This window comes from Moritella sp. JT01 (assembly GCF_001574435.1).
GTDB lineage: Bacteria > Pseudomonadota > Gammaproteobacteria > Enterobacterales > Moritellaceae > Moritella.
On the sequence record NZ_LOCN01000006.1, the window covers coordinates 105,983 to 130,310 of the forward strand.

19 protein-coding genes are annotated in these 24,328 nt (G+C 41.3%); 11 read left to right on the forward strand and 8 right to left on the reverse strand.

The genetic code is table 11. The annotated features are described in order from the left end of the window. The first annotated feature begins 86 nt into the window (after positions 1-86). Genes hutI through hutH form a run of 4 tightly spaced genes read left to right on the forward strand, consistent with a single transcriptional unit; the run spans position 87 to position 5,648 of the window. Positions 87-1,298, forward strand: a complete 1,212-nt coding sequence (gene hutI, locus AKG98_RS05615; RefSeq protein ID WP_067042639.1) for an imidazolonepropionase — start codon at positions 87-89, stop codon at positions 1,296-1,298. Next, a complete protein-coding gene (gene hutG / locus AKG98_RS05620; protein ID WP_067042642.1) occupies positions 1,291-2,376 on the forward strand; it encodes a formimidoylglutamase in 1,086 nt (361 codons plus the stop codon). The genes hutI and hutG overlap by 8 nt, the downstream gene beginning before the upstream one ends. Before the next feature lie 41 nt (positions 2,377-2,417). Beyond that, positions 2,418-4,088: a urocanate hydratase gene (gene hutU, locus AKG98_RS05625; RefSeq protein WP_067042645.1), complete on the forward strand. Its 1,671-nt coding sequence runs from the start codon at positions 2,418-2,420 to the stop codon at positions 4,086-4,088. 27 nt (positions 4,089-4,115) lie between these two features. Next, complete coding sequence (hutH, locus tag AKG98_RS05630) at positions 4,116-5,648, forward strand: histidine ammonia-lyase (RefSeq protein WP_067042648.1); 1,533 nt, start codon at positions 4,116-4,118, stop codon at positions 5,646-5,648. Between the two features lie 56 nt (positions 5,649-5,704). Here the strand turns inward: hutH and AKG98_RS05635 are convergent, their stop codons facing one another. Further along, positions 5,705-6,310, reverse strand: a complete 606-nt coding sequence (locus AKG98_RS05635; protein WP_369814914.1) for a DUF2238 domain-containing protein — start codon at positions 6,308-6,310, stop codon at positions 5,705-5,707. A gap of 274 nt (positions 6,311-6,584) precedes the next feature. Between AKG98_RS05635 and AKG98_RS05640 the strand changes: the two genes are divergently transcribed. Then, entirely contained in the window at positions 6,585-8,177 is a 1,593-nt protein-coding gene (locus tag AKG98_RS05640; protein ID WP_067042651.1) for a BCCT family transporter, read from the forward strand. A gap of 68 nt (positions 8,178-8,245) precedes the next feature. Here AKG98_RS05640 and AKG98_RS05645 read toward each other — a convergent pair whose 3' ends face one another. The 5 genes from AKG98_RS05645 to AKG98_RS05665 form a co-directional block, all read right to left on the reverse strand. Next, a complete protein-coding gene (locus tag AKG98_RS05645) occupies positions 8,246-8,863 on the reverse strand; it encodes a DsbA family protein (RefSeq protein WP_067042654.1) in 618 nt (205 codons plus the stop codon). A 12-nt stretch (positions 8,864-8,875) separates the two neighbouring features. Then, positions 8,876-9,214 (reverse strand): DUF1971 domain-containing protein, encoded by a 339-nt coding sequence (locus tag AKG98_RS05650; protein ID WP_067042658.1) that lies wholly within the window; start codon positions 9,212-9,214, stop codon positions 8,876-8,878. A gap of 95 nt (positions 9,215-9,309) precedes the next feature. Then, positions 9,310-10,701: a glycoside hydrolase family 1 protein gene (locus AKG98_RS05655; protein ID WP_067042661.1), complete on the reverse strand. Its 1,392-nt coding sequence runs from the start codon at positions 10,699-10,701 to the stop codon at positions 9,310-9,312. 101 nt (positions 10,702-10,802) lie between these two features. Further along, positions 10,803-11,345 (reverse strand): FMN-binding negative transcriptional regulator, encoded by a 543-nt coding sequence (locus tag AKG98_RS05660; protein ID WP_067042664.1) that lies wholly within the window; start codon positions 11,343-11,345, stop codon positions 10,803-10,805. Further along, on the reverse strand, positions 11,332-11,943 hold the full coding sequence (locus AKG98_RS05665) for a GNAT family N-acetyltransferase (RefSeq protein ID WP_067042667.1): 612 nt from the start codon (positions 11,941-11,943) through the stop codon (positions 11,332-11,334). The genes AKG98_RS05660 and AKG98_RS05665 overlap by 14 nt, the downstream gene beginning before the upstream one ends. A gap of 173 nt (positions 11,944-12,116) precedes the next feature. Between AKG98_RS05665 and AKG98_RS05670 the strand changes: the two genes are divergently transcribed. From AKG98_RS05670 to AKG98_RS05680, 3 genes are all read left to right on the forward strand, one after another. Continuing rightward, on the forward strand, positions 12,117-13,577 hold the full coding sequence (locus AKG98_RS05670; RefSeq protein WP_067043226.1) for a PLP-dependent aminotransferase family protein: 1,461 nt from the start codon (positions 12,117-12,119) through the stop codon (positions 13,575-13,577). A gap of 429 nt (positions 13,578-14,006) precedes the next feature. Next, the gene (locus tag AKG98_RS05675) at positions 14,007-16,100 is read left to right on the forward strand and encodes a methyl-accepting chemotaxis protein (RefSeq protein WP_067042670.1); all 2,094 of its coding nucleotides are present in this window, start codon (positions 14,007-14,009) and stop codon (positions 16,098-16,100) included. 272 nt (positions 16,101-16,372) lie between these two features. Next, the gene (locus AKG98_RS05680) at positions 16,373-16,651 is read left to right on the forward strand and encodes a hypothetical protein (RefSeq protein WP_067042673.1); all 279 of its coding nucleotides are present in this window, start codon (positions 16,373-16,375) and stop codon (positions 16,649-16,651) included. A gap of 22 nt (positions 16,652-16,673) precedes the next feature. Here the strand turns inward: AKG98_RS05680 and glnD are convergent, their stop codons facing one another. After that, positions 16,674-19,250 carry a [protein-PII] uridylyltransferase gene (gene glnD, locus AKG98_RS05685; RefSeq protein ID WP_083543888.1) on the reverse strand — a complete coding sequence of 859 codons (2,577 nt, stop codon included), beginning with the start codon at positions 19,248-19,250 and terminating at the stop codon, positions 16,674-16,676. A 347-nt stretch (positions 19,251-19,597) separates the two neighbouring features. Between glnD and AKG98_RS05690 the strand changes: the two genes are divergently transcribed. Next, the gene (locus AKG98_RS05690) at positions 19,598-20,404 is read left to right on the forward strand and encodes a RecX family transcriptional regulator (protein ID WP_067042676.1); all 807 of its coding nucleotides are present in this window, start codon (positions 19,598-19,600) and stop codon (positions 20,402-20,404) included. 172 nt (positions 20,405-20,576) lie between these two features. After that, positions 20,577-20,744 carry an SEC-C metal-binding domain-containing protein gene (locus tag AKG98_RS05695; RefSeq protein ID WP_067042679.1) on the forward strand — a complete coding sequence of 56 codons (168 nt, stop codon included), beginning with the start codon at positions 20,577-20,579 and terminating at the stop codon, positions 20,742-20,744. A gap of 113 nt (positions 20,745-20,857) precedes the next feature. Here the strand turns inward: AKG98_RS05695 and AKG98_RS05700 are convergent, their stop codons facing one another. Beyond that, positions 20,858-21,790 (reverse strand): exopolyphosphatase, encoded by a 933-nt coding sequence (locus AKG98_RS05700; RefSeq protein ID WP_067042682.1) that lies wholly within the window; start codon positions 21,788-21,790, stop codon positions 20,858-20,860. 409 nt (positions 21,791-22,199) lie between these two features. Here AKG98_RS05700 and AKG98_RS05705 point away from each other — a divergent pair, with 409 nt between their 5' ends. Further along, positions 22,200-24,323, forward strand: a complete 2,124-nt coding sequence (locus AKG98_RS05705; protein WP_067042685.1) for a methyl-accepting chemotaxis protein — start codon at positions 22,200-22,202, stop codon at positions 24,321-24,323. Positions 24,324-24,328 lie beyond the last annotated feature (5 nt).

Below are 24,328 nucleotides of genomic sequence, written 5' to 3' on the forward strand. Positions count from 1 at the left end.
AGTCACAACAAATTAATTTAAAACTTGCCATTTGTATCTAAATTGTCTATTTATTTGTATATACATTTAAATGACGTGAGATTCTGATGAGTTTACTGCTAACGAATACAACAATTGTATCCATGGATCAAAGTGATTCAGATTACCAAACACAGCCTCATTGTTTCATTGCAATTGCGCACGGCAAGATAGTCGAAATAGGCCCGATGCAGCAGTGCCCGACAGCAGACTACTCACAAATTATCGATTGCCAACACCGCCTTATTACACCGGGTCTTATCGACAGTCATACCCATCTGGTTTTTGCTGGTAACCGTGCCAAAGAATTTGAACAACGCTTAACTGGCGTGCCGTATGAAACAATCGCTAAACAAGGCGGCGGTATCCTTTCAACTGTTAACGCGACTCGCGCAGCAAGCGAAAGACAACTTGTTGAACTCGCTCTACAACGTCTATCAGCACTGACCGCAGATGGCGTTACTACTATTGAAATAAAATCGGGTTACGGCTTAACGCTAGAAGATGAATTAAAAATGCTACGCGCAGCTAAACAGTTAGAGCTGCACGCCAGTATTAAGGTATCCACAACACTACTGGCCGCACACGCAGTACCGCCTGAATATAAAGACAATGCCGATAGCTATATCCGTTATGTGTGTGACGAAATAATACCAGCCGCCGTGGCAGCTAAGCTCGTGGACTATGTCGATGTATTCTGCGAAGGCATTGGCTTTAACTTGGCGCAAACGAAAACCGTTTTCGAGGCTGCTTTATCTTATGGACTAGGCATCAAAGGCCACACCGAGCAATTAAGTAACCTTGGCGGAAGTGAACTTGCCGCAACAATGGGCGCCACCTCGGTTGATCATATCGAATTTATTGACGAACAAGGCGTGAAAGCACTGGCCGAACATGGCACCGTCGCCACCCTGCTTCCTGGCGCATTCTATTTTTTAAGAGAAACCCAATGTCCACCCATTGAATTACTCCGTCAACATAACGTGCCAATGGCATTAGCAACCGATTTTAACCCAGGTACCTCCCCTATCGCATCGTTAACTATGATGATGAATATGGGCTGTACTTTATTTAGATTAACGCCTGAAGAAGCATTACGTGGCGTAACTTGCCATGCAGCGAAAGCGTTAGGGTTGCAAGATTCACGCGGCCAGATTAGAGTTGGCTATGATGCTGATTTGGCGATCTGGAATATCGAACACCCTGCACAGCTCGCTTATGAAGTGGGCACACCAAGATTACACTCTCGCATCGTTAACGGAGAGATTTGTCATGACTAAAACAACTGTTCCTGCAGGCTCCCAACGTACAATCACGAATTATGCCGTAACTAATGCTGATATTTGGCAGGGTCGAATTGACGCCGAAGACGGTGAAGCAGGCATGCGTTTTCATCAAAAAGTCACTTTAATCGCGGAAAACGATCAGTTAACAAACCAAGCCGGTGTTGTCCTACTCGGTTTCGCTTGCGATGAAGGTGTAAAACGTAACAAAGGCCGTGTTGGCGCAGTACAAGCACCGGATCTTATTCGTAAAGCACTGGCTAATATGGCATGGCATCATGACAATGCCGTTGCTATAGATACAGGTACTAGCACATCAACCCTTGTTGATGCAGGAAATATCTATTGCAGCGATGCTGATTTAGCCGCCAGCCAAAAAGAACTGGCTAATCATGTCGAAACAGCCCTCAACCAACAAAACAAAGTAATGGTATTAGGGGGTGGACACGAAATTGCGTGGGGAACATTCCAAGGATTAGCGCAGCACTTTCAAAGTATTAAAATTAAAAATCCAAAAATCGGCATTATCAACTTTGATGCCCATTTTGACTTACGCACCTATTCAACAGATGGACAGGCATTCCCAACGAGCTCAGGCACGCCATTCAATCAGATCGCGAAACACTGCCAACAATTAGGCTGGGCGTTTAATTATGCGTGTCTTGGTGTCAGTCGCGCCAGTAATACCCAAGCCTTATTCACCCTTGCAGATCAACTTGGGGTGCATTATCGCGAAGACCACCAGCTGGCTTCTTATCACCTTGCCGAGCGTATCGAAGAATTAATCGCATTTATTGATAACGTGGATTACCTCTATCTGACCATAGATATCGATGTGTTCTCTGCGAGCACAGCGCCCGGTGTTAGTGCACCAGCAGCGCGTGGGATTAATTATGAAAGTGTTGAAGCCTTACTACAACCCATATTTAACGCTAGAAATGCAGCAGACCAAGCAAAATTGCGAGTAGCTGATTTAGCTGAATACAACCCTGTTTTTGATATCGACAATCAAACTGCGCGATTAGTCGCACGATTAACGTGGGATATCACCCGCGCTATGTTCAAGTCAAAATAAAATAAATAAAAAATAAAATGCAAAATGAAAAGGAGATCATAATGACTGATAAACGTTTAGATACGTCTCGTACTATCATTGCCCCTCACGGCACCCAGCTCAACGCTAAATCATGGCAAACCGAAGCGCCATTAAGAATGTTGATGAACAACCTACACCCTGATGTTGCCGAGCATCCACATGCATTGGTTGTTTATGGTGGCATTGGTCGAGCGGCGCGTGACTGGGAATGTTATGACAAAATAGTCGAAGTACTAAAGCGTTTAGAGGATGACGAAACACTCCTTGTACAATCAGGTAAACCGGTTGGCGTATTCAAAACCCACAGTAATGCCCCGCGTGTACTTATTGCCAACTCAAACCTAGTACCACATTGGGCAAACTGGGAACACTTCAACAAGCTCGATAAAGCAGGCTTGATGATGTACGGACAGATGACCGCAGGTTCTTGGATCTATATCGGCTCGCAAGGCATAGTACAAGGTACGTACGAAACATTCGTTGCTATGGCAAAACAACATTTTGACGGCCAAGCACAAGGTCGCTGGGTGCTTACTGGTGGTTTAGGTGGCATGGGTGGCGCGCAACCACTTGCAGCAACAATGGCAGGCTTTTCTATGATTGCCGTTGAATGTGATGAATCACGTATCGATTACCGCCTGCGTACCGGTTATGTCGATAAAAAAGCCACAACCCTTGATGAAGCATTAGCGCTACTTGATGAAGCAATCAAAAACAAGCAACCAACTTCGATTGGCCTACTTGGTAATGTCGCCGATATTTTCCCTGAATTAGTGAAACGTGGTGTTGTTCCAGATTGTACTACCGACCAAACATCTGCTCACGATCCACTTAATGGTTATCTGCCACAAGGCTGGACCATGGCGCATGCTGCATCAATGCGTAAAGAAGATGAAGCGGTTGTCGTTAAAGCCGCGAAACAATCGATGGCTGTACAAGTACAAGCCATGTTAGATCTGCAAAAAGCAGGTTCAGCAACCGTAGATTATGGTAATAACATTCGTCAAATGGCACTGGAAGAAGGCGTTGAGAATGCGTTTGATTTCCCCGGTTTTGTTCCAGCCTATATTCGACCACTGTTCTGTGAAGGCATAGGTCCTTTCCGTTGGGTTGCATTGTCTGGTGATCCTGAAGATATCTACAAAACAGATCAAAAAGTAAAAGAGCTGATCCCAGATAATCCACAGCTACACAACTGGTTAGACATGGCGCGCGAACGTATTCAATTCCAAGGTCTGCCTGCACGTATTTGTTGGGTTGGCTTAAAAGACCGTCAGCGCCTTGGTTTAGCCTTTAACGAGATGGTTAAAAATGGCGAACTTAAAGCGCCGATTGTGATTGGTCGTGACCACCTTGATTCCGGTTCTGTTGCTAGCCCTAATCGCGAAACCGAAGGCATGATGGATGGTTCTGATGCAGTATCAGATTGGCCACTATTAAACGCCCTGCTCAATACCGCAAGTGGCGCGACTTGGGTATCACTTCATCATGGCGGCGGCGTAGGCATGGGCTTCTCTCAACATTCAGGCATGGTGGTACTTTGTGACGGCACCGATGATGCCCATGAACGTGTTAGTCGTGTATTACATAACGATCCAGCCACAGGCGTTATGCGCCATGCAGATGCCGGTTATGATATTGCTAAAACCTGCGCGAAAGAACAAAACTTAGACCTACCGATGCTTAAATAATTGGTATAAACAATCTTGGAGAAAAACATGTACCAACTAACAATTAAGCCTGGACAACTTACCCTGGCACAGCTTCGTCAAATCAGTCGATCCCCTGTACAGGTGTCGCTCGACCCTAGCTGCTTTGATGACATCCATGCCAGCACAGAAGTTGTCAATAATGTGATTGCAGAAAACCGGATTGCTTACGGTATTAATACCGGTTTTGGCCTGCTTGCTAACACCCGCATCGCACCTGAAGATCTCGAAACGCTACAACGCAGTATCGTGTTATCCCATGCGGCAGGTATCGGCGAATTCATGAACGACGAAACTGTACGGTTGATGATGGTGCTTAAAATTAACAGCCTAGCGCGTGGTTTTTCAGGTATCCGCTTATCGGTTATTGAAGCGTTAATGCAATTGGTTAATGCCGAAGTTTACCCTTGCGTACCGAAAAAAGGCTCAGTGGGCGCATCAGGCGATCTCGCCCCACTTGCTCACATGAGCACAGTTTTACTGGGTGAAGGTGAAGCGCGTTATCAAGGTAAAGTGATTACAGGTGAAGAAGCATTAACGATTGCAGGCATGCAGAAGATCACATTAGCACCAAAAGAAGGGTTAGCCTTGTTAAACGGTACCCAAGCATCTACTGCGTTTGGTCTTGAAGGCTTGTTTGCTGCTGAAGATCTGTTTGCTTCAGCAACCTTATGTGGCGCAATGACAGTGGAAGCTGCGCTTGGTAGCCGTCGTCCGTTTGATCCACGCGTTCACCGCGTGCGTGGTCATCGCTCACAAATGGACTCAGCAACTATGTATCGTCACATACTTGAATTTAGCAGTGAAATTGGTAATTCTCACACGGCATGTGAAAAAGTCCAAGACCCTTACTCACTGCGTTGTCAGCCACAAGTAATGGGCGCATGTTTACAGCAGATCCGTAATTCAGCTGAGATATATGAAGTCGAAGCCAACTCAGTATCAGATAACCCGTTGGTGTTTGCCGATGATGGCGATATTATCTCAGCGGGTAACTTCCACGCTGAACCGATTGCGATGGCCAGTGATAACCTTGCGCTAGCGATTGCAGAGATAGGCAGTTTATCAGAACGTCGCATGGCGCTATTAATCGACAGTAGCTTAAGCAAATTACCGCCATTCCTCGTAGATAATGGCGGTGTTAACTCTGGTTTTATGATCGCACAGGTAACCGCAGCGGCGTTAGCCAGTGAGAACAAGTCATTAGCCCATCCAGCATCGGTCGATAGTTTACCAACCTCAGCCAACCAAGAAGACCATGTATCTATGGCGACCTTTGCTGGGCGTCGATTGAAAGACATGGCTGAAAATACCCGTGGTATCTTAGCGGTTGAGCTGTTGTCTGCGGCACAAGGACTTGATTTCAGAGCGCCGCTAAAATCATCCCCGTTAATTGAACAGGCTAAAGCAGAGTTACGTGAACGTGTCGATTTCTACGACAAAGACCGTTACTTTGCCCCCGATATTGCCAAAGCTAATCAACTGCTCCTAGAAGCGGTCCACAACAAGCTTGTTGCAAGAGACATGCTGCCTAGTTTCTAATAACTCAAATTGGATAAAAGCCTTAAATCCATGATTTGATATAAACCGAATCAAATTTAAGGCTTTGCTATATCATTGAGCTGTCGGTCGTGGAACTTAGAAAGTAATAATACTGAGACTATCGCACCTAATAATGCAAGCCCCATATCTGATTGGGTATCCCATATATAACCTTGTGTACCTAAAAATGCTTCAGCATTCTCTCCTGTCGTTAACGCCACCCACCATTCGATAAGTTCGTAGAATGCACTAAACGCGAGACTCACCGAGATAATAAACAGTACCCGCCAACGCTCACCATTGACCACATTCTTTCGTATAAACAATTCTCTGGCGATTAATGCAGGTACAAAACCTTGGAAGAAATGCCCTACTTTATCGTAGTTATTCCTTTCTGCACCAAATAAACCATCAAAAAGAGGGACTTCGGCATACGTGTAATGTCCACCTATCATCAAGACAATACAATGTGCCAAAATTAAAAAATACAGTAGTGAAGTCAGTCTAAAACCATTATAGGTTGACGCTAGAATAACAGCGCCGATGATTGCAGGCACGACTTCAAGGAACCAAGTAAACTGATCTTTTGGATCAATACCTGACCAAATAAGTACGACTGCGAAAGTTAAAATCCAGAGATATTTAATAACGCTGCACTCCATAAGTAATATGTATGTCACTGAGTATATTAATGTTAACGCCATGTTACAAGCAGAGCGAGATCAAAAACAACCACACTCTAAACGACGATTAACATAAAAATATTACCAACGAGGTAATCAGAAACCTAAGCCACTGACAAGAATGATTTTAAAATATCTAAAAAACAAACGTATTGGTTAAATATATCGCAAAACATAATCGGCAGGAATGTTGAACTGGAATATTAATAAAATACTGGTAATATACCGCCCCTCACCCCTAAGTGAGAATTTTATGCAACTAAATGCATGCCAAATTGGCGAAGAAGTACCCGTAATACCGAATACCTCAACGCGTCGCAAAAGCGACAAATTGGTTCCAGCACTAACGATTGGCTTCATTAGCTTATTCTTATTGGCTGCGATCATTGACCTCCCTCGTTTCACTACCTTAATTCAAGACTTATTTTTAGCAGCAGCTGGACAATTTGGTTACTTTTGGCAATGGCTAATGGTGGCAAACTTTGCTGTTGCGTTATGCATTGCGGCAACCCGTTACGGTAAAACTCGTATGGGCCTGAAAACCAAACCTGAAATAGGCACGTTCCGCTGGTTAGCAATGATCATGTGTACCCTATTAGCAGGTGGTGGTGTTTTCTGGTCTGCAGCAGAGCCTATTTATCATTTCATTACACCATCAGCAAGTTATCCTGACATTACAGGATCAACTATTGATGCCGTTGTCCCCGCACTCAGCCAGAGTTTCTTGCATTGGGGGTTCCTTGCGTGGTCAGTGCTTGGCACACTCGCAACGATTGTATTGATGTATGCACATCACCATCATGGTATTAAGCTGCGCCCACGTGCGTTACTTTTCCCTATCGTTGGTAATCGTCTCGAAAACCATTGGTTTGGTGCAGTGATTGACGCATGTTCAATTATTGCCGTCGCAGCAGGTACGATTGGTCCAATTGGTTTCTTAGCATCGCAAATGGGTTATAGCCTTGAAGTGCTAACAGGCCTTAAAAATGACATGAACTCTCAGCTGATGATATTAGCAGTGGTTGTGTTGATTTGTGCGCTATCAGCCGCGTCTGGCATGGACAAAGGTTTACAGTGGCTTAGTCGCTTAAACGTCATTGGCGCATTTGCATTACTGCTCGCTATTCTGATTTTAGGACCAACACAATTCATTTTTGAACAGTTTGGCCGTGCATTCGCAACTTACCTGCAAGACATGCCAACCATGAGCGTGACTAACGACAATCCAGGTTGGAATGTTTGGTGGACTTGGTTCTTCTGGGGCTGGTTCATTGGTTTTGCACCTATGATGGCGATTTTTATTGCGCGTATTTCAGAAGGTCGTAGTATTCGTGAGTTAGTATTGGCTGTTGCCATTGGCGCTCCGATTGCAACAAACTTCTGGTTCTCGGTATTGGGTGGTACAGGTATCTTCCTCGAGTTACAAACACCTGGCATTATTTCAGGCCCATTAAATGAAGCTGGCTTGCCTGCGGTATTGTTAGCAACATTACAGCAATTACCATTAAGCGAAATCTTGCTACCTGCATTCTTGGTACTAACAACAACGTTTGTGGTTACCACGGGTGACTCGATGGCTTATTCGATTGCGATGGTTGTATCTGGCGATAATGAACCCGACCGTAAGCAGCGCATATTCTGGGCTGTTATCATGGGTTGTGTTGCTGCAGCGTTATTACTCGCGGGTGACGGTGGTTTAAATGCACTGCAATCATTCATTGTGATTACTGCTGTACCAGTATCATTGCTTATTGCCGCAACCTTGGTAACAGGGCCAATGGCTGCAATTAAGATGACTAAAGCACAAGATGCGCTACTTGCAGAAAAAGCACTAGCACAGGGCTAATATGTAAATTAGCCTGACTTTAAAAAGCAACACCAGCTTAATATTGTCAGGCTGATTTATTACCAATCTCAAATAATGCGTGATATCAAGGATATCGTTACTTCAGCATTTTTATAATCAATCGGTATTTCCACGCAATGTCCTTCTTTTTCAATAAACAGAGACGGAAAACTCGTCCCCCCTATAGAACGAGCAAAGGCAATTTCAGTTAATAAATCTTGATGAAGTTGTTGAGATACAAACGCAGTTTCAAATTTATCCGACTCTAGACCAAGCTGCTTCGCTAGTTCAACCAAGACTGTATTATCACTGGGATTTTTGGCATTAAGATAATAAGCAACTTGTATCGCATCAAGCATCGCCTGTTCTGCACCTTGATAACGGGCAGCAAGAATTGCTCTACATGCCGGATAAGTGGAACGTCGTGGGGTATTTTCAGTCCAAAATTCATAATTAAATGTAGTACCAAGATAATTTTCAATCTTCTTCCAATAAGATGCAATTTGCGCCTGCATCATTTCAGGCATTGGCTCATCACTATCAGGTGCCAATCCACCCAATAGATAGATAATGTCTACATCATCAGCAACAACCTGCTTAATTTCATTCCATATCGGTTTATAACCCCAGCACCACGAGCACATAGGATCATAAACGTAATAAAGCTTTGGTTTTACTGATTGCATTTGACAGTTCCCTTAATCATTACGCTCAGAACGGTTTTCAGCAACTATATCAGAGTCTTTCTGCGCGTAAAAATCAACTCTGAATTCGGTATCATCCGTCATAAACTCGACCTTATGCCAATACTCCGGTGGTGAGATAGCCGATTCATCTTGTTCAATCACAATCTCTTGCTCTATCGCGCCTCGTCTTTCGGTAAAACCATAAAATTTCAACGAGCCACTAATAACCTTAATTTTTCCGTAAACACCTGCGCGGGTATTATGTAAGTGTAGGAACATTTTAGGGATATTATTCGGTGTAAAGACAGGCGTTGATTTGTAATTCACAAAATCAGTTGGGATTGTCGGCATAAGCACACTCACTTGTAGTAAAGATAATGATTAATAGGTATAAAATATACGCCCATTATCCATGAGCGCAAGTAAGATATCCCAGCGGTTAGATCTTAAACGTTAAGTGAGGCTCCGCGCGTTTGGATCACATCCCGATACCAGAAAAAACTTTCCTTACGGGTACGTTCTAAAGTACCACTACCATCGTCACGACGGTCAACATAAATAAATCCATAACGTTTATCCATTTCAGCGGTGGAGTTAGCCACTAAATCAATCGGCCCCCAACTGGTGAACCCCATAAGTTCAACACCATCTAAGATCGCCTCTCTTGCCTGAACTAAATGATCGTTCAAATATTTAATACGATAATCATCAATGATCTCGCCATCTGCAGTAACTTCATCACGCGCCCCTAAGCCATTTTCAACGATAAACAAAGGCTTTTGGTATCTGTCATACAAGAAATTCAATAATATCCGTAAACCTTTCGGGTCTATTAACCAACCCCACTGACTTTTCTCTAAATAAGGGTTCGGCACACTATCAATAATGTTACCGACTTCTTTTTGCTTGGCGCCAGCACTGGCGCAGCCGCTGGCGTAGTAACTAAACGAGATAAAATCGACACTCGCTTCAGCCAACGTTTCTAAATCCCCCTCTTCCATTCTTACTTCGATATTATTGTCACTGAAATAACGCAATATATAACCAGGGTATCTACCTCGGGTCTGCACATCACCAAAAAATAACCACTTGTTATTCTCGTTTACCGCCGCCATAACATCATCGGGATTACAGGTATAAGGATAATTAAGCGCACCCAACAACATATTACCAATTTGGGCATCTGGGATTATTTGTTTACACAAAGTCACCGCTTTGGCACTGGCAAGAAGTTGATGATGAATTGCTTGATAAATGGCTTGTTCATCTGTTGCTTCAGGTAAACCTACACCAGTATACGGTGCATGTAACGACATGTTAATTTCATTAAAAGTCAGCCACAATTTCACTTTATGTTGGTAACGCTCAAACACGGTTATTGCATAACGTTCAAAGAATCCAATCAGTTTTCGGTCAGTCCAACCACCATAATTGTCAACTAACCCCACAGGCATTTCATAATGTGATAGCGTCACAAAAGGTTTAATATCATGCTTGGCTAATTCATCAAAAATACGGTCATAATAAGCAAGACCCGCTTCATTAGGCTGACTTTCATCGCCATGAGGAAAAATACGCGTCCATGCAATTGATAACCTTAAGCAGGTAAACCCCATCTCTTTGAATAGCTGAATGTCTTCCGGGTAGCGGTTATAAAAATCGATAGCAAGATCTTTAATACCCGCGGTTTTATCTGCACGTTCTTGATGATCACTTAAAATCCCTTTAGGCAATAAGTCCGCTGTCGATAAACCTTTACCGTCTTGATTAAACGCACCTTCGGTCTGATTCGCCGCAATCGCGCCGCCCCATAAGAAATCCTGTGGAAATAAATTCATTTGTTCCTCAACTCATAAAACAGTCCATGTTAAATACGATGATAAACTATAATAAATAATGACTAGTTGAACACGTCCACATTTTTAAACATTAAATAAGGCTAAGCTCGCACCTCTTTTAATTCACTAATCAATACTCTAAATACCGTAATTGCATTCAGCATATGTGATACGGCGGTTCTGGACACTTTATCCATCGTCCAAGGTGTCGTTTGATTTTGTTCAAAATAAGCACTTGTTAATACCATTTGCTGGTACTTATCTTTTATATCGACTATTTCAACTGCCACACCTACTACATGAGTATTAGAGTATTTCCATGTGGGAACCGTTTGAGGTTTTCGGTCACATGGCGCCACATCATTCGGAGACATGTAACGACTCTCACCATGGAAAACTAAATTAAGATCGACTCCTTCCCTGTCACACGCTTGTCCTTTCAACTTTTTGGCTAATGCGTGTCGATTGCTAACATGACCAATTAAATAACGCTCATCAGCACTCAAATGAAAAGGGATATGGCTAATATGCGGTATATTATTAGCGTCGATAAATACCAACGTCGATAGTGGGTGTTGCTTAATGATCGCAAAGGAATCAATCATACCTTCTGCTACATCGTTATCATGCTTAGTTTGAGACATAAGAAAACGCCTCTTTAGACTGGCCTGTTTTTAATAAGTTCGCTTTTACTTGCGGCCACTCGTCGGTAATAATGCTAAACAAGGCCGTGTTTCTGTAACTACCCTCTTCTGCACGACGATTCTTTCTTAAAATACCTTCAAACTGGCCACCGATACGCGCAATAGCATGACGTGATTGTAAGTTGTTCTCATGAGTACAAATTTCAACACGAGTGAAATCTAATGTTTCAAAAACATATTCAAGCAGTAAATATTTAGCATGTGAGTTAACATGGCTGCGTTGAAACTCAGGAGAGATAAAGGTATGTCCGATTTCCAAAGCGCGATCGACTTCATTTACACGAAACAAACGCGTTGAACCCACTATTTGATTGTTCTGCTTGTTAATGATGACAAACGTAACTTGTGATCCCGTGGCCATCTCATTAACCACAAGGTTAATCCAAGCTCGCGCAACATCTTCATTTTGACAAGGGTTTGGCTGCATATACCGCCAAACTTCAGCAAAGTTTCCCGCTTTACAAAAATCAGATAAGTGAGCCATTGTTATCGGCTCTAATTTGATCCATTCACTTTCAAGACTAATTGGTTTTAGCATAAGTTAGATTTCCTATTCTTATTTTGAATACAGAGTGTTGAATGTTTTCTAATTATGCTTTCATTTGGTATAACTACTACAACCAGAATAGATATAAATGGTAGACCAGATTGAAATTACTTAGCCTAACACTTGCCATCAATGCGCACATAACGGCACAAACCAATGTTGAAATTGAACAGAAGATAACGGAACCAAAAAGAAAGCGCCGAGCAAAATATTTACTCATCGCCGATGCGTTAAAACAAGCAATTAAGCAGGGACAGGTAGTTCCAAGTGAAGCACTCCCCTCGGCCCGCACATTAGCCACACAGTTAAATGTTAACCGCCATACCATTATGGCTGCAGTCGCAGAATTGGTTGCCCAAGGTTGGATTGAAGCCAAAGAACGTTCGGGATATCGGGTCGTTAATAAATTACCCATTCAAACAAGTAAGGCGATAGCTAGCACCACAGTCGAGCATCACACTTTTGACTGGCAGTTTCGACATAAAAAGACTACAGCCATTGCACCGACTAAGGGTGCCAGTGCATATAAATACAACTTTTCAGGGGGCCAGCCTGATAACCGCTTATTCCCGTTTAATGAATTCAAACACTATTTTTCACAGCTTTGCCAGCACCCGAAATTTACCCATTTAGGCTATGATAATAGTGTCGGTGAAACGGATTTAATCACCCAGATTTCAACCTATTTACGTCGTGTCAGGTCGATAACCAATAAAGAAATCATGATTTGTAATGGTTCTCAAGAAGGCCTATACATGGTGTCTAAACTGCTATTACAAGCAGGTGATAAAGTGGCCGTGGAACAGTTCGGTTATCCACCAGCATGGGCAGCCTTTAAAAGTTCAGGCGCTGAGCTGGTTGTGATTGAACAAGACAATAAAGGCATCATCCCTGCGCATTTAGCCGCACAGCTTGAACAAGGAAATATTAAACTCATTTATCTGACCCCATTACACCAATACCCGACTACAGTCACATTGGATGCCAGTAGAAGAATTCAGATATATCAACTAGCCGCACAATACGGCGTCGCGATTATTGAAGATGATTACGACCATGAGTTTCATTACGATTCTCAACCGATTGCCCCGATGGCGGCAGATGATCCCCTCGGCTTAGTAATTTACATTTCCACCTTCTCAAAGTTAATGTTCGGTGGTGCGCGGATTGGTTACGTGGTCGCAAATAATGCATTAATCACGGAGTTAACGGCATACAAAACGTTAATGAACCATAAGAGTAATGTGCTAATGCAACAAGCAGTCGCGAAGTGGATGCAACAAGGTGGTTTTGAAAGTCATTTAAGACGCATGACCCGCTGCTACCATAAACGCCGCGACTTTTTAGTTAACCTATTACGAGATTATCAACAGCAAGGTCTGCCAATCACTTTTGATTGCCCCCCTGGCGGTATGGCGCTGTGGGTGGATATGGGCGTATCAATTATTGGTCTAAAGCAAACGTTACTGACTAAAGATGTGTATTTACAGACCGAGGTTGAGTTTAATTTGATAACCGAACAAGACAAATCACAATATCGGTTTATTCGGGTGGGCTTTGCTTCCATGAATGAAGTCGAAATAACACAGGGAATGAAAATAATCGTTCAAGAATTATATGGTTAATTTACTCAATAGTAGATCGAGCTAATAGATATAATACCTAACGCCTTTCGGTTTGATCTATGGGAGGCTAGCTGGAACTAACTTTCAAAAAAACCAGCAGCCGACAAAAGATGATCTACATCAATAATTTATGATAAAAAACTAAAAGCCATACCTTCAGTTTTATTAGATTTCGTTGAAAAAAAGAATTATTCACTACTTCACAAATTCCACAAGCTTATAATGCCAATCCTAAATACCTTTTTAGCCCAATATAATAATAGCACTAGTTAAAAAATCCAATTTATACAACTAAACTGCGCGGTTACACTTTTGTTCAATAAATGACCACTTCAACAAAAATCCTTAATTAGGTGTACAACAATGTAGGTACACTAATTTCACGACAATCAGTTACAAAACACCGCTCGGGAATGATTAAGGGATAACATGTTTAAAAGTATACGGACGCGTATTGCCATTTGTGCAGGGTTCACAATGGTCTTTACCTTATTAATAGCGATGGGAATGACAACCAACGCTTTTACTAAAGTAAACCAAGAAATAACAGAAAAAGTAAAAGTACAACTAACCAATGCGACCACTTTGAACTTACGTTCGACCGCAGCGAATCAAGCTAAAACTATCGAGAATCAACTATCCCCAGTTTTAGCAAACCTTACTCAAATACGTTCCATCATTGAACTAAGCGCACAGACCCAAGCAGATGCTGAGACAATTGTTAAGCAGTTCACAGCCTCACTTGAAGTACAAGACAAAGCTGTTTTTGCTGGATATATGGTATGGGAAGAAAAAACGTGGCCACAAGAGTCAGAATCGAACGCGGCAAAAGCATTCAATACTAAAGGCTACTTAGCACCATTTTTTTCACCTAATTCAAATAACAGCTTTGATATTGTCGCAATGGATAGTTTTAACAATACAACCCTGAACGAAAATGGCGAACGAACCGATGATTGGCACTTAATCCCTTATGAAACCGGACAAACTTTCGTGATGGAACCCTATATGTATCCAGTTCGAGGCCAAAAGGAACTGATAACAACAATTAGCCAGCCATTAAAACTCAACGGTAAAATCATAGGTTCACTTGGCTTCGACCTCTCTTTGACAGAGCTACAAGGCCAAAGTGAAAAGTTAGCCAAAAAACTCTTTGATGGCAAAGGTAATATTATTATTTCTTCATGGAAAGGGGCTTTACTCGCTAATAGTAAAGATAACACCCATGTAGGTAAAAAAGTACCTTCAGCTTTGTCATCACAGTGGAAAAAGATTCAAAATTTAGCGACTCTGAATGATATTGGTATGATCACGATTGGTAATGATGAGTACGCTATCACTTCTATCGATACGACAGGTGCGCCTTGGATTGTAATGGTATCGGTTCCAACCAATGAACTCACTCAAAGTGTGGCTAAATTTGAGCATTGGAGTCATGAACAAAATTCAGAAGCACTCAATAAAGGTATCTTTGCAGGCGTAATTGCCGTTATTATTGGTATTGCTGCAATGAGTTTTATTGCAAACTCACTTGGTAAAGTGCTGATTAATTTAGTCGAACGTTTTAAAGATGCAGCCCAAGGTGATGGTGATTTAACCTACCGTATAGAAGTAAAAGGTAATGATGAAAGTGCACAACTAGCACACTGGTTTAATACCTTTTTAGGACGTATGCAAGAGATGCTACGTGCTGTAATGAAAAGCGCAGACCAAGTTGATCAGGGGGCTGGTGCCGGGCTACAGGGTGCAGCCCGTTCCAAAGAGCAACTCGATATTCAAGTCAATGAAGTCAACTCTTTAGCAACAGCAATAAATGAAATGAGTGTAACAGCTCAAGAAGTCGCTAATTCGGCTATGCAAGCTGCCACCGCAGCAAGCCAAGTTCAAACGAATAGTATAAGCGGCATTGGCCGGATGGATAATGCCGTATCCTCTGTAGACAATTTAGCGGTTCAAATCAACAACGCTCAAAATCAAACTCAAAGCTTAGTTGAATCGAGTACCTCAATACAAGGCATACTCGGAGAGATAAGTAGTATTGCTGAACAAACTAATCTACTTGCTTTAAATGCAGCGATTGAAGCTGCACGAGCTGGAGAAGCTGGACGTGGGTTTGCTGTAGTGGCAGATGAAGTGCGTAACCTTGCAACCCGTACGCAAACTTCAACTAAAGAAATTGGTGCAATGCTAGCAAGGCTAGAGCAAGAAACACAATCCATTGTGATATTGATGCAGCAGAGCCAACGACAAGCAGTTGAAACCAAACAAGAAACTCAAGCTGCACAACAAGCATTTGAGGAAATAAACCAAGCAATTGAAGTGATCAACGATATGAATAATCAAATCGCATCGGCGGCAGAGGAGCAAAGCTGCGTATCTGAAGAAATTAACCGTAATGTTGTACGTATTAATGATACCGCAATGGAAGTAATGGAAGGTATGAGTGCTTCAATCATAATTAGTAACGAGTTAACTGACAGTGCGACGAATCTACGTGGAGAATTAAGCAATTTCAAAATCTAGAACTTAACTCATCTAATTCACATCACGATTAGTCAAAGTCAAAGCCAATACCATGAACCGGGTATTGGCTTTTTGGGTTGTAGATTTCTAAATCGCACTTGCCCGACTAGAGCGTCAATATTAGACCTGTAAACTTGCGGCATTGTGAATTTTTAAGCTACTATTTCTTATGTACTATTTCTGATGTGATTAAGGCTAATAAAGTTATAGCGACGGCATAATCTACAATTAATTACACATATATCGGTTTACTAGAAAATAGGGAGTTTGAAATGATAAGGCTGTTAATCATTTTTATTGTTATCCTAATTGCATGGATACTATTTGGAACGTTGGGCAGAAAGGCAACATTAGAGGATGCAAGAACAATAGGCCTTCAAGAGGCAAGTTCCCACATTAATAATCCTATCTTATTAGAGGATTACACAGTAGCTAAAGGCATCCCTAAAGAAGCGCTAGATTCTTTAATAGAGGAAGGTAAGATCCCTTCCTATCTCTGGCGGCAGTACACATACATTGAAAATCGTGAACTGGTTGTTGCTAACAAATAGGCTTAACAGACGCGTGCGTGAATTACGCAATTCGACATACCAATAATGCATTTAAATGTGTTTGCTCTTCATTGGTGATTTGTTCCCCGCTATTCTTGGAGATTAAAAAAACGTTCTCTGTCGATTCACCAAGAGAACTGATCTTCGCTGAATGAATCGTTAAATCACTTTGTGAAAATACAGCGCAGATTTCCTCCATATAACAAGGGTCATCCAATGTGTTGATTTTTAGGAGTGATTTATTCTTTTTAGTTGATTTTAAAAACTCTACAACTGTCGTGTTTTCAAAGTTTTTAACAAACCTTGGTGTAGACAAATTGTTGCACGATATTTCATTGTTAATTGATTTTTTAACTCGAATGACTATTTTATCAAGTCTAATTTTTTCAGTTATCGGCTCATTTTTGTTATCAAGTAACTTGATTATTTCTAATACCATCCCGTCTTTGGTTTGCATAATTTGCGCATCTTTGATCTTTAACTTAGCCGTTGCTAGGGTGTTGAATATATCAACAAAAAGCTTAGGTCTATCCTTTGTATACACGATTAAGCAGGTTGCGCTAGGCAATAAACTATCGGAAATGAAAATCATATCTTGTTTCACCGAGCCCTTTAGTATTTGCTCCGTAATACAACTAATTTCATCGACACTGTTACTACTAAAAAAATGATTGGGTAAAGTAGACCATAACGACGCGATGTCTTGTTCGCACCAGCCCATGCCAGTTAGCTTACTCGTTGCGTCATTTCTATTTTCTCTGATAAGAGTACGAACTTCGAATATATTCTCTATACCTTGCCTTAGCGCATCTCGGGTTGATAAGTACAGCTGTTTTAGTTGACTCTCGTGCCACTCATTCCAATATTGCTCGTTTGTAGCGATCATATCGGCCACAGTAAACACGTAGAGCGCATTCAGCTTGTCAAAAGAACCGACCTGTTTCGCAAATTGCTTGATAACATTAGGATCGTTAATATCTTGAGTTTGAATCGTACCAATAAGAAGATCTTGGTTTGCTACTAACCAATAAACCAGTTTAATACTTGAGTTTTTTAGTTGATGAACTTCAGCGAATTCTTTGGCAATAATTGCACTGAGTTGACTATTTTCAACGGCTTGCTTACCTGATATATGATGACAAAGCGTCGCCAAAATAAGCGGCAACCTATCTTTAATATGTTGATTTACATTGTAAATGAAGCTTTGTTTATTAAAGTCACGACTGAAACTGTCGATTGCTTGCACCGCTTTACAGGTATGCTCATCGATGGTGTAAGCGTTATGCATATCGTATTGCATTTGACCTTCAATTTGCTTCCAATGTGCAAAATAGGACGCTAAAATACCATATCGATGCATTAAACTGAATGAGGTTTTTAACCCATTAGGCTGCTGTAAAAGGGTAATGAATTCTTCTCGGCATCCTTGATAACAGCTAAGTTCACCCAATAATATTCGTCTGGTTTGTCTCAATAGTCGGAGTGTTTCAGGCGCAATACCGTTAATATCTTTATGTTTAGCTATCAACAAAAACAGCCTCAACACTTGCCTTTTGTCGATAAAAACCTCTTTATATCTTGCTTCAATTAGGTTATTTCGAACCATAAAGTATTCATCAATAATGCGCTCTGGCTTCTTCGGTTGCTGCTTTAAAATATCAAATTGAAAAGAATCACTGAGCATTTGATTCAATTCGCGTATACGTGTCATCGCAGTAAACAAGTAACCCATCATGCTTTCAATCGCATGCTGGGCATTATCATCGCCACCGAAACGCATAAATTCAGCGACTGCCGATTGATAATCAAACAGTAGTATTTCTTGTGGCCTGCTAACAACTGAATGTAACGCCCAGCGTATTCGGCAGACAAAATCATAGGACTCTAACAGTTCAGAGGTTTCATCTGAGGTTAAAAAACCTGTCGACTCTATTGTTTTCGGATTATCAATTAAAAAATGCTTTTGTGCTATCCAATGTATGGTTTGTACATCTCTCATGCCACCCGGATTATTTTTTAAATTAGGCTCTAAGTACAACGCCGTATTTTTTGCATGTTTATGGCGGCTCTCCTGCTCTGTTAGCTTTGCATGGAAAAACGCTTTACTTGTCCAAACCGTGTTTTGGAAAAGCGCATCTTTGATCATTGATGCGTGAGACGATGGCCCTAACAATGGACGAATATCGAGCAAATTTGTCGCTATGGTAATATCTTCTGCTGCCAATTGAAGTGACTCTTTGAACGTTCTGACAGAGTGGCCAATATCTGTACCTAAATCCCAAAGCTTAGTGACAAAACAAGACAGTTTTTCTTCAACATCTTTGGAGACCTTACCATCACTAATAATAGCCAGATCTATATCTGATTGAGGATGAAGCCTTTTTCTTCCGTAGCCACCAACTGCATTGATGGATAAAACTGACTTATTTAATTCAAATGAACACCAAAGTGCAATAAGCAGTTGATCAAAATACTCGGATCTTTTTTCCATTAATGATTGGATAGAATCAGTATAAAATTTTTGATTTAACTCACGATCAAACTGTGCGATGCGTCGACGTAATTCTGCACCAGAAGTTTCCATTGAAACGAAAGACATGTTAATCATCCTTTATAATAGCTTGAACCAGTATTTAAACTGTCAAGCTCTCCCTTAAAATCTCACCAACAATAGTTAGAGTTAAAATGATAACAGATCTAACTAAATCATTACATTACACTGTGTTTATTACTCTGTTACATATCTCCGGTGGGTATCGTGCACATATAAATGTTAGAACACTAATCAATTAGCATAGAGTACTTGCATCAAATCAGCGGTGTCCTGATCATGTTTATCGATATTTATGTCCAAAATCTTGTTAAAATTAACAGCATGAATAATCTAGATAAAGCGTATAATATAAGCTCACTCAAAAAATAATACGTTACAGGTTGGCTAAAGACATGCTGCAAAAAGAACTACGACAGGCTAAATCGATTGATAATGTCTACAACTCGGCATATTGGCATTTGGCTCAAAAGGACTACACCCTTGCAGAAATACGCACCAAGCTTGAACGTAAAACAGACAATCAAGAGTGGATAGAAACCGTATTAGACGATCTGGTTGGCAAAAATTACATCAAAAGCGATTTTGACTTTGCAGTGCTTTTTGCTGAATCGGCGTTTCATAATGAACAAGGTAAATCAGCCATCACACGTAAATTACGTGCCAGAGGCGTAGACGAAAAAGATGCAGCAGCGGCGATTGAACAAGTAATGAATGATGAGGATATTGACCAATTTGAGTTGGCCGCATCACGATTAATAAGTACATTTCAAACATTTCACTCAACCACCAAAGAAAAACTCTATTCTCAATTCATCACCAAAGGGTTTTCACGTGCCGAAATTGACCACGCCCTCTCTCTGCACCCTGAAAAAGACACCTTAAGATCCAAACTCGAAGTCAAAGCTGAAAAAGCAGACTTGAGCCAAGAAACCATGAAGCTATACCGCAAAGGTAAGGGTAAACGCGTCATTCGCAGTGAATTACGCAGAAAGTTAATTGACGTTGAAGATTTTGATAATGTAATAGATCAACTTGAACAGGCCGGTGATATCGACTTTTACCAAAGCTGTATGGATGTGTTACACAAGAAACGCTTTGACGTGAGTAACGGCAAAGGAAAATCAAAAGCCTATGCTTACCTATCAGGTAAAGGTTTCGACTCAGATGAAATCAAAGAAGCACTCAGTCCATCTGATTAATTGCGTACTTAATTGATACGTTGAATTCAACTGGTCAACAAGAACGCTGCTTATTTAGCTAATTTTGTTCTCACGGCAATTTATTTACAATAACTTTGGCCAAAACCGAGAAATTTTGTTATATAGTTTCATTAAAGATAACAAAGCACCAATATCGAATAAAGGAATAACAATGACAAACCAACACACACACGGCGAAGAAGGTCATGTACACGGTCCAGGCTGTAGTCACCACCACGAACCACAAGCTCCGATCGTAAGAGAAGGCGCTAAAGTTGGCCGTAACGATCCTTGCACGTGTAACAGCGGGAAGAAATTTAAGAAGTGTTGTGGTAAATAATCACGCGCTTTATTAAATAGTGCTTTGACTAAATTAGTAGACGTACTAAATTAGCCATAAGTACTAAAAAGCCTCCACTGCTATTATTCAATATAGCTTTCGGAGGCTTTTTGCTAACCGTCTGCAGTGATTGTTGTAATCAATTCTTGCTGAATAGTGTCTGCTTTGTCCGTTTCAATCTGGCAAGTCCCCGCTGCTATATGACCACCACCGCCGTATTGCAGCATCAGCTCACCCACGTTAGTTTTCGAGTTACGATCAAAAATAGATTTACCGGTCGCAAATACAATATTTTGCTTTTGAAAACCCCACATTTTATGAATAGAGATATTACATTGTGGAAACAGTGCATAAATCATAAATCGATTACCAGCGAAAATAGTCTCTTCGTCAGTTAAATCAAGTAACACTAAATTGCCATGAACCGTTGCGCAACGCTGAACCTGTGCTTTAAACATAGTCTCGTGTTCACGGTACAAATCAATACGTTCCTTCACATCAGCTAATGCCAAAATATCATCAATACTATGATCTTTACAATAATCAATCAGATCCATCATCAAGGCATAGTTCGAGATTCTGAACTCGCGGAAACGCCCTAACCCAGTTCGCGCATCCATTAAGAAATTGAGCAGGTTCCAACCCTGAGAGTTTAATACCTCATCACGGTTGAACTGTGCAGAGTCACCTTTATCAACCGCGTCCATCATTTCGATCCATTCAGCAGGGAATGTGTCGAGACCACCATAATAGTCCCACACCACACGTGCAGCAGAAGGTGCATCAGGGTCAATAATGTGATTAACGCGTTCGCCAGTATTACGAATAGTTTCAGAAAGGTGATGATCAAACGTCAGATGGGCACTTTTAACATAGGGTAAATTTGTCACAATATCATTCGGGGTAATATCAATTTTACCGTCTTGCATATCCTTAGGATGAACAAATTTAATGTCACTGATAAGATCTTGTTGTTTCAACAGCACTGCACATACTAAACCATCAAAATCACTGCGCGTTACTAATCGATAATTTTGTTCAGACATATTCATTCCTTTGTCACATAAGTTTAAACCTAAGATAACTAAAGATAACCGTATACAAGAGTGAGAATCAAGAGGAGATTGTACGAGAAAGGTTTTGTAACTGCCCAAGCTTGAACTTGCGTGCAAAACAAGCCTAAGATAGATGAATATAATACCCACATGTGATAGCTAATAACCGCTAGATCACCATTCAAGAACGTGCTTTACCTCAATAATAGCTGATGAACTAAGCGCTACTTTCGTATGATTAAAAACTACTACTTTCATTTGTTACAACTTTAATTTCTTTGCAACACTTTATTAATCTTTCGTAACTTGGTATAAACATAGTTAATATACTTAGTTAGGTATTAATTTGAAATATAAACCTAACTGATGTAACTATATTAGGGTATTAAAGGGAATTTACATGGGTTCATTATCAGTTCAGTGGAAGATCACTTTGCTTTCAGGGTGTTGCATTTTACTTGTCGCAATATCATTAATCAGCTTTACACTTCTATCATCAACGTCCAACCAAAAAATCATTCAAGTCCAGAGCAGCGAGTCTGTCGGTGAAAAATCCGAACAATTACTGATGAGTGAAGCAAATACACAAGCATCAATCGTCCAAAAATATTTAGACGAAGCAACATACCGCGCAGAAATGTTAGCCGAGAGCATTGCATTCTTACAATTTAACGCTGAAGAAAATTTCACCAGTAGTGATGAACTACGCAACTCGGTTTCAGAATTATTAAAGCGCTCGGTGCAAAACTTCGACAATATGCACGCTGCATTTACCACCTTCCTTCCCGACATGTTAGATGGTGAAGATGCTAATTATGCCAATGCCGATTATGTCAGCTCTAACGATAAAGGTCGTTTTTCTGCTTACTGGTATAAGAACAACCAAAATAAACCCACCTTAACAATTAAAAGTGAACAGCAGATCAATAACACAACGCAGGCCATGAGTGGGCAGGCAAACAATTTTTGGTATAGCTGCAGCATTACCAATAAACGCATGTGTGTGATTGAACCATATTTATACAATGAGAATGGTGCTACTCGCTTAATTAGTCCCATTACCGTTCCATTACGCAAAGAAGGTAAAATAATAGGCGTAACAGGCATTGACCTCAAAATAGACGTTTTACAGCAATATGCACAACGCGCAGACCAAGCTTTATTTGCTGGCGCAGGTAAAGTTCGTATTGTGAGTAACAATGGACAACTGGTTGCTTCTGATGATGGTAATGCTACGATTGGTAAACAAATCGCAGACCCACAATTGAAGCAGTGGCTAGCCGATGGTGTAACACAATCACAATGGAGTGCAGATCAGCAATCTTTAACCGTCTTCATGCCGATTAAACTCAGTGCGGTCAACTGGGGTATAATCATCACCATGCCAAGAGAAACCTTGATGGCAGATGCGTTAGCGCTTAATCAACTCATTGAAGATCAAGCAAACGAAACCCTTAAAATTCAAATTATCACAGGGGTTATTGTTACCCTACTCGGTTTACTTATTATTTGGTTTGCAGCCGTTAAGTTAGTCGCGCCAATTAAGGATGTTGCAACTCGTCTGCAAGATATTGCGAGCGGTGAAGGCGATTTAACCCAACGACTGGATGTTAAATCTACCGATGAAGTGGGCGAACTTGCCATTTGGTTTAATCGCTTTTTAGATAAGATCCAAGGTACGATCAAAGATGTGATAGAAACCTCTAACGCCATAAGTAAAACGTCAAAAGAAGCAGGTGAAATAGCCGAGCTATCACGCCAAGGCAGTGAATCACAATTTAGAGAAGTGGATATGGTCGCGACTGCCTCTGAAGAAATGACACAAACGTCAGCCTTAGTACTAGAAAATGCAGATAAAGCCGCAGAAATGGCATGCCAAGCAGAACAGTCAGCAAAAGGTGGCCAAGCTGTCGTGCAACAATCAGCAGATACAATGCAGGAATTGGTCGAAAGAATGGCGATGGCCGTTCCGATTGCTGATGAATTGGAAAAAAACAGTGGTAATATTAGCGCCATATTGTCGGTTATTGAAGGCATATCGGAACAAACCAACTTACTCGCCCTTAATGCTGCGATTGAAGCGGCAAGAGCTGGAGAGCAAGGCAGAGGCTTTGCAGTCGTTGCCGATGAAGTGAGACAACTTGCAAGCCGAACACACGATTCCGTAGATCAAATTAGAGTCGTTATCGAAGATTTACAGTCCGGTACACGCAGTGTAACAATGGCGATAGCAGAAGGTAATCACCTTGCGCTTGAAACCGCGACACAAGTAAAGCAAGCGGTTGAAAGACTGGCTGACATCTCGTCGTTTGTGGCCGATATCCAAGTGATGAACAGCGAAATAGTAAATGCGGCCAGTGAACAGAAAGCAGTTTCGACCGAGGTTAATGGCAATGTCGCTAATATTCGTGATTTAAGCCAATCCATTTTAGATCAATCGACAGCGGCAGAAAAAATAGGCCATGATATTGCAAAACTGTCATCACAACAGCAAGTATTGGTTGGACAGTTTAAAGTCGAGTAGTCGTA